The sequence below is a fragment of the Thiohalocapsa sp. genome, assembly GCF_019695415.1.
In the GTDB taxonomy this organism is placed as follows: domain Bacteria; phylum Pseudomonadota; class Gammaproteobacteria; order Chromatiales; family Chromatiaceae; genus Thiohalocapsa.
Window position 1 is genome coordinate 7272 of sequence record NZ_JAIFKJ010000286.1, and the last position, 10566, is coordinate 17837.

Annotated in this window: 12 protein-coding genes; 8 read left to right on the forward strand and 4 right to left on the reverse strand. The window is 66.8% G+C overall.

What is annotated here, in order from left to right:
* The first annotated feature begins 128 nt into the window (after positions 1 to 128).
* The gene (locus I6U14_RS08210) at positions 129 to 524 is read left to right on the forward strand and encodes a hypothetical protein (protein ID WP_296898376.1); all 396 of its coding nucleotides are present in this window, start codon (positions 129 to 131) and stop codon (positions 522 to 524) included.
* 66 nt (positions 525 to 590) lie between these two features.
* Here I6U14_RS08210 and I6U14_RS08215 read toward each other — a convergent pair whose 3' ends face one another.
* Positions 591 to 1805 (reverse strand): SAM-dependent methyltransferase, encoded by a 1215-nt coding sequence (locus tag I6U14_RS08215; RefSeq protein ID WP_296898378.1) that lies wholly within the window; start codon positions 1803 to 1805, stop codon positions 591 to 593.
* A 196-nt stretch (positions 1806 to 2001) separates the two neighbouring features.
* On the opposite strand from I6U14_RS08215, the gene I6U14_RS08220 reads away from it, so the two are divergent.
* Both I6U14_RS08220 and I6U14_RS08225 read left to right on the forward strand, forming a co-directional pair.
* Positions 2002 to 2775: a pteridine reductase gene (locus I6U14_RS08220; protein ID WP_296898379.1), complete on the forward strand. Its 774-nt coding sequence runs from the start codon at positions 2002 to 2004 to the stop codon at positions 2773 to 2775.
* Positions 2776 to 2842: 67 nt separating this feature from the next.
* Positions 2843 to 3346 carry a DUF2452 domain-containing protein gene (locus tag I6U14_RS08225; protein ID WP_296898381.1) on the forward strand — a complete coding sequence of 168 codons (504 nt, stop codon included), beginning with the start codon at positions 2843 to 2845 and terminating at the stop codon, positions 3344 to 3346.
* 58 nt (positions 3347 to 3404) lie between these two features.
* Here the strand turns inward: I6U14_RS08225 and folK are convergent, their stop codons facing one another.
* Together folK and folB are read right to left on the reverse strand one after the other, a co-directional pair.
* Positions 3405 to 3932, reverse strand: coding sequence for a 2-amino-4-hydroxy-6-hydroxymethyldihydropteridine diphosphokinase (gene folK / locus I6U14_RS08230; protein ID WP_296898383.1), 528 nt, complete (start codon positions 3930 to 3932; stop codon positions 3405 to 3407).
* Entirely contained in the window at positions 3929 to 4288 is a 360-nt protein-coding gene (gene folB / locus I6U14_RS08235; protein ID WP_296898385.1) for a dihydroneopterin aldolase, read from the reverse strand. The genes folK and folB overlap by 4 nt, the downstream gene beginning before the upstream one ends.
* 173 nt (positions 4289 to 4461) lie before the next feature.
* On the opposite strand from folB, the gene plsY reads away from it, so the two are divergent.
* Positions 4462 to 5088 (forward strand): glycerol-3-phosphate 1-O-acyltransferase PlsY, encoded by a 627-nt coding sequence (gene plsY, locus I6U14_RS08240; RefSeq protein ID WP_296898394.1) that lies wholly within the window; start codon positions 4462 to 4464, stop codon positions 5086 to 5088.
* 74 nt (positions 5089 to 5162) lie between these two features.
* Here plsY and tsaD read toward each other — a convergent pair whose 3' ends face one another.
* Positions 5163 to 6188: a tRNA (adenosine(37)-N6)-threonylcarbamoyltransferase complex transferase subunit TsaD gene (gene tsaD, locus I6U14_RS08245; RefSeq protein ID WP_296898387.1), complete on the reverse strand. Its 1026-nt coding sequence runs from the start codon at positions 6186 to 6188 to the stop codon at positions 5163 to 5165.
* 235 nt (positions 6189 to 6423) lie between these two features.
* On the opposite strand from tsaD, the gene rpsU reads away from it, so the two are divergent.
* From rpsU to I6U14_RS08265, 4 genes are all read left to right on the forward strand, one after another.
* On the forward strand, positions 6424 to 6639 hold the full coding sequence (gene rpsU / locus I6U14_RS08250) for a 30S ribosomal protein S21 (RefSeq protein WP_058556564.1): 216 nt from the start codon (positions 6424 to 6426) through the stop codon (positions 6637 to 6639).
* A 70-nt stretch (positions 6640 to 6709) separates the two neighbouring features.
* On the forward strand, positions 6710 to 7153 hold the full coding sequence (locus I6U14_RS08255; RefSeq protein WP_296898389.1) for a GatB/YqeY domain-containing protein: 444 nt from the start codon (positions 6710 to 6712) through the stop codon (positions 7151 to 7153).
* Positions 7154 to 7335: 182 nt separating this feature from the next.
* On the forward strand, positions 7336 to 9039 hold the full coding sequence (gene dnaG, locus I6U14_RS08260; RefSeq protein ID WP_296898390.1) for a DNA primase: 1704 nt from the start codon (positions 7336 to 7338) through the stop codon (positions 9037 to 9039).
* 334 nt (positions 9040 to 9373) lie between these two features.
* A partial coding sequence (locus I6U14_RS08265; RefSeq protein ID WP_296898392.1) for an RNA polymerase sigma factor region1.1 domain-containing protein occupies positions 9374 to 10566 on the forward strand: 1193 nt, incomplete at its 3' end.

Sequence of the window (10566 nt, forward strand, 5' to 3'; positions counted from 1 at the left end):
TCTTGGGGTGGAGGGGGGGGGGGGAAGAGATGTGCCGTGGCGGTGGGTTGGGGGTGACAAGGTGCGGACCCGCGGTGAGTTTGGGGCGCGGGGACAGCTTTTGCAACCGCGTCCGGGGGCGTCGGGACATGGCGCCGGGCTTTGTCCCGTTGGCTTGTCCCCAGGCGCAGTTTGCCCCGGTGTGGGTGGATGATGTGGCTCAGGCCATGGTGCGCAGCATCGATGATGAGCGCACGATCGGCGGGCGTTACGACCTCTGCGGTCCGCGTGTGCTGACGCTGAAGGAGCTGTTGGCGTATACGGCGAAGCGTCTCGGCAAGCGGGTCTGGATCCTGGGGCTCGACGACCAACGCTCGCAGCTCATGGCGCGGATTTTGGGCAAGCTGCCCGGTGCGCCCATCACCCTAGACAACTACCGCTCTATGCAGACGCCGAGCGTCTGTGACGAGCACAACGGGTTACTGCAGCTTGGTATCCATCCCACCGATATCGACACCATCGTGCCCACCTATCTTGGTGGTTGAGCTTGGCTCGCTTTGAGAGGCGCCGATAAGTCGGCATTTGCGGCGCCGAAGTTGTGGACTCACTTTTCAGAGGCGCTGGCGCAGATCCCGCAGCGCGAAGCCGCACCAGCCCGTCGCTGGCGGCTCGACGCCGCGCGTGAAGGCGATGGCCTGGAAGCGTTCCCCCATGGCCGCCGGCAGCACCAACTGCTTGGCACCGGCGGCGAGGTCCAGCAGGGTTTCCGGGTCCGCGGCTGCGGCGTTCAGGTGGCGGTCAAGACCGCAGCCGATCAGGAAGTTGGCCTGGGTGGTATAGCCGGCAAGTGCGAGGCCCGCCGCGGCGCCCGACTCGGCGACGGCAGTGAAGTCCACGTGGGCGGTGATGTCCTGTAAACCAATGTGGATATACGGGTCCGCATGGGCGCGGTGGCGATGGTGGCAGAGCAGGGTGCCGTCCCGTCGCGCTGGCAGATAGAGCTCGCGGCGCGGATAGCCGTAGTCCACGATGAGGATCATCCCGGCAGTGAGCCCGGCGCCGAGCAGCGCCAGCCAGGGCCGCAGCCGCAGGTTGATCTCGCCGCAGAGGCCGCCCGTGAGGGTGGAGGGGGGCAACCGCAGCCCCGCCACCGCGTCGGCGAGGCCGGGTGTCACGGGCGTTGCCTGTACCTCCGCAAAGCCCTCGCCGTCGGCACGCACCAAGATTTCCCGCACGGCGTCGGCGACATCCTTCGGCGCCGTCTGTGCTGGGATGCAGAAGCGGTGCACCGGCAGCGCATCGGCCACCTCGTTGGCGAGCACGAGCCCGCGCAGCGCGGACGGCGGCTCCTGCACCCAGTCGACGCGCGCGAGTAGCTCTGGCACGCGCTCGGCCAAGTGCTTTTGTTGGCGCTCCGCGAGCTCCGGGCTCGGCTCCAGGATCCAGTACCGATCCGGCAGCCGGCCGGCGGTTTCGAGCGCCGTCAGCACTTCGGCGGCCAGTGCCCCGCTGCCGGCGCCGAGCTCTAGAATATCGCCGCCCCCGAGGGCATTCAGCACCTCTACTGCTTGGGTGGCGATGCAGCGGCCGAACAGGGGCGAGAGCTCGGGGGCCGTGACAAAGTCGCCTGCCGGCCCCAACTTGCCGGAGCCTGCAGCGTAGTAGCCGAGTCCAGGCGCGTAGAGGGCCAGATCCATGAAGCGGTCGAAAGGCAAGGCGTCGCCGGCCGCCAAGATCTCGCTGCGGATCAGTGACGCCAGCCGCGCGCTGTGAGCTGCGGCGGCGGCGTCCGGTGTGGCTTTAGAGTCGTTTGGGGCGTCTGTCATCGCTCGGCTCAGGCGACGGCGGGTGCCGTCTGGGTTGTCCATGGCTGAGGCCGCTCGGCACGACGGGGCACGCTGGTCCTCCCCCGCAGAGCGGCCCCGCTAGCACTGCGCCGTCCAACAACCCTTGGGCCTGGCGTGTCGGCGCCCTGCAAGCGGCACCGTGAAGCCCAGGCCTCTTGCAACGAGGAGTGTGATCTTGACAGACGCCGAGCCCCATCCCAACCCGGACCGGCCGCTCGCGCCGCCGGTGGCACTGATCACCGGCGCTGCCCAGCGTATCGGCGCGACCATTGCCGAGACGCTGCACAGCGCCGGATTCGATCTGGTGCTGCACTACCGCCACTCCGGCGAAGCCGCGGCGGCGCTGAAGGCGAAGTTGGACGCAGCCCGTCCGGACTCGGTGCGACTGGCTCGCGCCGATCTGCTGGACCCGCAGGCGCCGACCGCCCTGCTGGACGCGGTGCGCGACTTCCATAACCGTTTAGACGCCTTGGTGAACAATGCCTCCAGCTTCTACCCGACGCCACTCGCCGAGGCGACTGAAGAGCACTGGCACGAGCTTACGGGTACCAACCTCAAGGCGCCGTTCTTTTTGGCGCAGGCGGTAGCACCCCTGCTGTGGGCGGCCGAGGGCTGTATCGTGAATCTGGTGGATATCCATGCAGAGCGCCCCCACCCGGACCATCCCATTTACTCCATCGCCAAAGCGGGCAATGCGATGATGGTCCGCGCGTTGGCACAGGAGCTTGGGCCCAGAGTGCGGGTAAACGGCGTCGCGCCGGGCGCCATCCTCTGGCCCGAAGAGGGCCTATCGGAGGCGTCCAAGGAGACCATCTTGGCACGCACCGCGCTGGCGCGGGCCGGCACGCCGGCGGACATCGCCCGCACCGTGCTGTTCTTGGTGCGTGATGCCCACTACATCACGGGCCAGGTCATCGCTGTCGACGGTGGCCGCACCATTCAGCAGTAGATGCGCAGCGGCCTGCGGGGCACACGTGCCAAGCCACCGAATCTTACATGAACCCCGGACCCTACCCATGAGCGACGACGACAAGGCCCTGCTGCACCGCGGCGACGCGCGCAGCTCGCCCTACCCCATGAGCCGGCTGGCCCCGGCCTTCCAGGCGCCGGAGCTTGCGGAGGAAATCGCCCGCGCCGAATCCATGCTGAGCGCGCGCACCAGCGCCAAGCTCCGTGTCATCGCCGACCAGATCAAGGCGCTGCAGGCGGAGGCGCACAAGGTGCTCGACGAGGCTCGCGACGAACAAGCCCTGACCCATGCCGAATGCGCCTTCAAGCGGATCCCTGGGAAGGTCTACCATCTCTACCGCAAAGCCAACGGCAGTGCCTACTTTTCCATGCTGTCGCCGGCGGACTGGAACGGCCGACCACCGGACGCCTTCGCCGGCTCTTACCGGTTGGAGGCGGACTATTCCTGGACACCTGCAGAGCGGCTCAGCGACACCGATGACACCGGCCAGTTGGTGCAGCAGCTGCTGCACATCGGTGGCCTGGCGGGAGACGGCGACCGGGAGACCTGAGCCTCACTGCGTCTGCAGCTCGTTAGGCGCGCGCTGCGGACCAGATGACTTTGCACGATCAGTCGGGCAGACCCAGGGGAATCCTGGCGAGCGCCCCGGTCGTTGCCGCCATCTCCGCCCAAAGCTCGGCATAGCTGCGCCCATCCACCGGATGGCGCTCGTGCGGCGCGACGTCCGCGAGAGGCGCCAGCACGAAGGCATACTTCAGGATTTCGTCGCGCGGCAGCTCGTAGCCGTCCAGGATGCCTGTGGCCTCGCCCCAGGTGAGGAGGTCCAAGTCAAGTGTGCGCGGTGCGAACTTGTTCGGCCCGCGTACGCGCCCGTGGGCGTCCTCGATATTGCGCAGTGTCTGGTTAATGGCCGCCACGCCGAGTGGTGTGTCGAAGCCGACGACCAGGTTGTAGAAGGGCTCGCCCTCGAAGCCAACGGCCTCGGTCTCGTAGACGGGTGAGACGACGAGAGGACCAAAGGCCGCGCGCAGGTCTGCGATTGCGCCGCGGATCGAGCGCTCTCGGTCCATGTTGCTGCCGACGCTGATCCAGCAACGGCGCGCGCTGGCAGGAGATGCCGTCTGCGCCTCGCTCACGCCGGACGCTCGCCGCGCTCGATGACGACGCCCACACCGGCGGCATCGGTCACGGCCCCGACCTTGTCCAGCTTGATGCGCACCCAGGGCACGTTGAATTCTTCGCGGATGATGGCGGCGCAGCGCTCGGCGAGCGTCTCCACCAGCTCGAGCTTGGCCTCGCCCACGAACTGCTTCAGACGCTTGGAAATGGATTTGTAGTCCAGGGCGTCCTCGATGCGGTCGGTGGCGGCGGCCTTGGCGTTGTCACTGGCCATCTCGATGTCCAGTACCACAGGCTGCTTGATCTGCTTTTCCCAGTCGTAGATGCCGATGACGGTTTCGATGCGCAGTTGGCGGATGAAGACGATGTCCATGAGAAAGGGCTGAGGGCTGAGGGCTGATAGCCGCCGGCGCGGGCGGCTGAATTTTCACGGATGTTCCGCCGGCTAGGGTGGCGGCGCGCCCGATCATTGCAAGCGCTCACGCTCACCAGAGCGCTTGACCGCAAGGGCCGCAGCCGGTCCAATGCCGCGCCATGGACATGACCATGCTCACCACCGCGGCCTTGGTGCTTGGGGCCTACCTCCTGGGCTCTGTCTCGAGCGCCATCATCGTCTGCCGGATCATGGGGCTGCCGGATCCGCGCACTCAGGGGTCCAACAACCCGGGGGCCACCAATGTGCTGCGCATCGGCGGGTCCAAGGCAAGGCCTGCGGCGGCCGTCACGCTCGCCGGTGACATGCTGAAGGGCGTGCTGCCCATGCTCGGGGCGCATGCTCTCGGGGCTGCACCTTTGGCCTTGGCACTAGTGGGCATCGCCGCCTTCGTCGGGCACCTGTTTCCGGTGTTCTTCGGCTTCCGCGGCGGCAAGGGGGTGGCGACGGCGCTCGGCGTGCAGTTTGGGCTCTATTGGCCCATCGGCGCGGTCACGGCGGCGGTGTGGCTCTTTGTTGCCAAGGTGCTTCGAATCTCGTCACTGTCCGCCTTGGTATCCATGGCACTGGCGCCGGTAGTGGTCTGGCTCATCTGGCCGGAGCCCGCCCTCATCGGCATGCAGCTGGTGTTGACTGGGCTCCTGTTCCTGCGCCACCGCAGCAACATACGGAAGCTGCTGCGCGGTGAAGAGGGGCGGATCGGTGCCGCAGCCGAAGAGGGCCCGCGGGCGGAGAGCTGACAGAATCGAGATGTCGAGGTTCGAGTGCCTCGCCCCTCGCCCCTCGCCCCTCGATACTCGTCTACTCGTCCCTTTCAGAGCCCCGGCAGGGTATCCAAGGGCCACCTCGGCATGGCCGTGAACGACAGTGGCTCTGTCTGCCCGGCTGCGAGGCGCTCGTGGCCCGCATAGGCGATCATGGCGCCGTTGTCTGTGCACAGTGCAGGGCGCGGGTAAAAGGCACGGCCGCCGCGCTCGGCCATCATTGCGTCCACACGTGCCCGCAGCCGCCGGTTGGCGCTGACGCCGCCGGCGAGCACGAGCCGGTCGACGCCGGCAGCGGCCACCGCGCGGCGGCATTTGATGACAAGGGTCTCCACCACCGCGTCCTCAAAGGCGCGCGCGATGTCGGCGCGGGCTTGCTCGGTATCCTTGCGGGCGGCGAGCTCGTCGCGCACGGCGTTGAGGGCATACGTCTTTAAGCCACTGAAGCTGAAGTCGAGCCCCGGCCGGTCGGTCATGGGCCTTGGGAAGAGGTAACGGCCGGGCTCGCCCTCCTCGGCGAGCTTCGCCAGTGCCGGGCCGCCGGGGTAAGGCAGCCCCAGAATCTTGGCGGTCTTGTCGAAGGCCTCACCGGCGGCGTCGTCGACGGACTCTCCCAGCAGCCGGTAGCGGCCCACGGCGGCCACCTGCACCAGTTGGGTGTGGCCGCCGGAGACCAGGAGCGCCACGAAGGGGAAGGCCGGCGCAGGCTCCTCCAGCAGCGGCGCCAGCAGGTGGCCCTCCATGTGATGGACGCCGATGGCCGGCAGGCCCCAGCCCCAGGCGAGGCTGCGTCCCAATCCCGCACCCACGAGCAATGCGCCCACCAGGCCCGGGCCCGCAGTGTAGGCAACGCCGTGGAGGTTCGCCGGCCTCGTCTCGGCCTCAGCCATCACCAAGCGAATCAACGGCGTCAGTCGGCGAATATGGTCGCGTGAGGCCAGCTCAGGGACCACGCCGCCGTAGGCCGCGTGCAGATCCACCTGGCTGTGAACGGTGTGCGCAAGCAGGCCATGCTCGCCGTCGTAGATGGCGACGCCGGTTTCGTCGCAGGAGGTTTCGATGCCGAGTACGCGCATGGGGCCGTTCAGTGGGACTGCGTTACATGAGGCTCATCATTTCGGGGTGGCGGGTCATGGCGACGAGGTCCGGGCCGCGACATGTGCTTGCAGCGAACTGTCGGTGACCGCTGGCACGTGCTTGCCAGCCGAGATTTGCTCAAGGCATAATGACGGATTACGCATGTGTCGGCCAGGTCCACGGCAGTCCTGGCAAGACCCGTATTCCAACCGCGCAATAGCTTAAGGATTCTACATGCCCAGCGTTCGCATCAAAGAGAACGAGCCGTTCGAGGTTGCCCTGCGCCGCTTCAAGCGCTCCTGCGAGAAGGCCGGTGTCCTCGCCGAGGTCCGTCGTCGCGAGTTCTACGAAAAGCCCACGGCCGAGCGCAAGCGCAAGAAGGCCGCCGCGGTCAAGCGTCATCATAAGAAGCTCTCCCGCGAGGCACGGCGTTGGGAACGGCCCTACTGAGGGCTGGCGCAAGCATCTGCGCGCCGACATCGGCACGCCCGCCCTCGCGCTCCATCCAGACCCTAGAGCCATGCTGAAACAGCGTCTTACCGATGACATGAAGGGCGCCATGAAAGCGGGCGACAAGAGTCGCCTCGGCGTGATTCGGCTCATCAACGCTGCCATCAAGCAGCGCGAAGTGGACGAGCGCACCGAGCTGGACGACACCCAGGTGCTGGCGGTCCTCGAGAAAATGGTGAAGCAGCGCCGGGATTCCATTGCCCAGTATGAATCCGCCGGCCGCGAGGATCTCGCCGAGGGAGAGCGGTTCGAGCTGGAGGTCTGCCAGGACTACCTGCCCGAGGCGTTGTCGGAGGGCGAGATTACGGCGCTGATTGATGAGGCGGTGGCGGCTACCGGTGCAACATCCATGCGTGACATGGGCAAGCTGATGGGCGTGCTGAAGCCAAAGCTGCAGGGGCGAGCGGACATGGGCGAAGTGAGCAAGCGCGTCAAGGCCCGGCTTGGCGGCTGACCGTCCAGCGACGGCTCCCCGGATCACTTCGTCCATCGGGATTACTTCGTCCATCGGTTGGTAGTGCGCAGCGGCTCCTCTCGCCCAACAGCAGATACTCCTGCAAAACAAATAGAGAGAGCGGCGGGGATAGCAGGCCTGCCGTGCTCCTGTCTCAATTCAGTCCTAAGGGATCGTGGTGAATGGTCGGCCACATCACGCCCGAGCTCAGAGACCAGCTGCTGGCCCGCACCGACATCGTCGAAGTGGTCGGGACTCGCGTGCCGCTGCGCAAGGCCGGTGCGGAATTTACGGCCTGCTGCCCCTTCCACACCGAGAAGACACCCTCCTTCTTCGTCAGTCCCGCAAAACAGTTCTATCACTGCTTCGGTTGCGGTGCTCATGGTAACGCCATCGACTTTCTGATCGAGCTGGACCGCCTGAGCTTCCCCGAAGCGGTGGAAGAGCTCGCCCAACGCGTGGGCATGCCGCTGCCCGCGGCGGACGGCGCCCCCCGCGGCCCGGATCTGAAGCCCGTCTACCAGGTGCTGGAGCAGGCGGCGGAGCGTTACCGACTGGCGCTGCGCGAGCACCCGGAGCGCGAGGCCGCCGTGGCCTACCTCAAGCAGCGCGGCCTGAGCGGCGACGTGGCGCAGCGGTATGGCCTTGGCTTTGCGCCCCAAGGTTGGAGCTTTCTGCTCGATGCACTCGGTCAGTCTCCAGAGCAGCGCGAGCGGCTCCTAACCGCTGGGCTGATCTCCGAGCGCGACGGCCGCCGCTATGACCGCTTTCGCGCCCGGCTCATGTTCCCGATCCGCGATCGGCGCGGGCGGGTAGTGGGCTTCGGCGGCCGTGTGCTGGGTGACGGTGAGCCCAAGTACCTCAACTCCCCCGAAACGCCCGCTTTCGTGAAAGGCCGTGAGCTGTACGGTCTGTACGAGAGCCAGCAGGTCTTGCGCAGCCCGCCGCGTTTGCTGCTGGTGGAGGGCTACATGGATGTCATCGCGCTGGCGCAGTTCGGTATCCCCTATGCGGTGGCCGCGCTCGGCACCGCGGCTACATCAGAGCACATCAAGCGCCTGCTGCGGGGTGCGCCTGAGCTGGTGTTCTGCTTCGATGGCGACAGGGCCGGCCGCGATGCAGCCTGGAAGGCGCTCAAGACCGCTTTGCCGCTGGTCACCGGTCAGCAGCCCGTGCGTTTTTTGTTCCTGCCGGAGGGCGAGGACCCGGACACCCTGGTGCGCAAGGAGGGTAAGGATGCCTTCGAGGCCAGGCTCGCGGATGCCAAGCTTCTGTCGACCTTCCTGTTCGAGCACGCCGAGGCGGAGCACGACATCGCCACGCCGGAGGGTCGCGCGGGGCTCGCGGACGCGGTGAAAGGGCTGCTTGCGACCATGCCCGCCGGCAGCTATCGCGAGCAGCTGACCGCGGAGCTCGCCCGCCGCACGGGGCAGCGCGTCGGCCGCCGGTCATACGCCCGGCGGCCGGTCGCCAAGCCGCAGCCAGGGGCAGGGCCCGCTCTGACGCCGTTGCGTTTGGCCATCGCGCTCTTGCTGGACGCCCCGGTCCGGGCGGCACAGGTGGCCGAGCAGCCTGCCCACTGGCGGGACCTCGACAATCCGGGTATTCGACTCCTGGCACAGATGGTAGACGTCGCCTGCGCCTACCCGGGCATTACTACCGCGGGTCTCGCCGAGCGCTGGCGCGGCACCGACGACGAGCGCAGTGTGCACCGGCTGGCCGATGCGCGCCTCATCGAGCTGATACCGGAGGACGGGCGCGATGCGGAACTGCTGGGTATCGTGCATCGGCTCAACCGCGATGCGGCCGCACAGCGTCGCGCGGCGGAGATCGCTCGGCGCTGGCGCGAGCGCAGCCCCGCGGGCAGCGGCGGCGATGGGCGCTGACTCACCTCACCCGCCGCCCGTGGGCAGGGCAGCTGTCGCGGTGTTGCACGGGTGGTATACACCTGAGCCGGCTGGGTGAACTCAATGCCGTAACCCCCCAGGGCTTGGGATACAAGAAAAAGCGCAGATCTGCTATGTTGGAGAGTTTATCTGCAGCACCTACACTTCTGGGTAGCCGGCGCGGTTTCAGGGAACTGCCGTTCGGAGTCCGGGCGTTTATGTTTCGCTCGGACAGAAGCGGCAGCCTCGCCCCGCGACGGCGTCAGCGCTGACGGCGCCCACAGTCCTTTCGAGCACAGCGTCCGCCCGGTCCAACCGTCGAACAGGTATCCGTATGGATCAAGAGCAGCAACAGGCCTCGCAACTCAAGCAGTTGATCGCCAAGGGCAAAGAGCAGGGCTTTCTGACCTATACCGAGGTCAACGATCACCTGCCGGACGGCATCATCGAGCCTGAGCAGATCGAAGATATCGTGCGCATGATCAACGACATGGGGATCATGGTGCACGAGACCGCGCCTGCGGAGATCGATGCGCTCAGCAACGACTCGGCCGTCGCCGATGACGAGGCCGCGGAAGCGGCTGCAGCGGCGCTCGCATCCGTCGACAGCGAATTCGGGCGCACCACCGATCCGGTACGTATGTACATGCGCGAGATGGGCACCGTCGAGCTGCTGACCCGGGAGGGGGAGCTGCGCATCGCCAAGCGCATCGAGGATGGGCTGAATCAAGTACTCGCGGCGCTCTCGACCTATCCCAGGGCTGTGGAATTGCTGCTCAGCATGTTCGACCAAGTGGAGCGGGAAGAGCGCCGACTGTCCGATGTCATCTCGGGCTTTACCGACGACGAGACCGCAGAGCCCGTCACGAAGGGCGCGGCAGCAGCGACAGAGGCCGACAGTGGCGACGACGAGGATGACGACGACGACACGGCGGAGGCGGTGGACACGGGTCCAGACCCCGAGGAGGTCTCTCGTCGCGTTGCCTCCTTGCGCGCGCACTTCGACGAGTTCGTCGGCTTGCTGCGGGAGCACGGGCGTGACCACGACGCCTCCCGGGAGGCCATGGCCAAGGTCTCCGAAGACTTCATGCAGTTCAAGCTCGTGGCCAACGTGTTCAACGAGCTGGTGGAGGTACTGCGCGGGAGCATCGAGCGGGTACGCAGCCAGGAGCGCACCATCATGGGGCTGTGCGTGGACCACGCGCAGATGCCGCGTAAGGCCTTCATTGACACTTTCCCGGACAACGAGACCAACCCGGATTGGATTCGCGAGCAGATCGACGCCGGCCATGCATGGTCCGAACGCCTCGCAGAGGTGGAGAGCGACGTACGCCGCGCCCAGCGCCGGCTTCAGGACCTCGAGCGTGAGAACGTACTCACCATCGGTGAGATCAAAGAGATCAACCGCAAGATGTCCATCGGCGAGGCGAAGGCCCGCCGCGCCAAGAAGGAGATGGTGGAAGCCAACCTGCGGCTGGTGATCTCCATCGCCAAGAAATACACCAACCGCGGCCTGCAGTTCCTGGA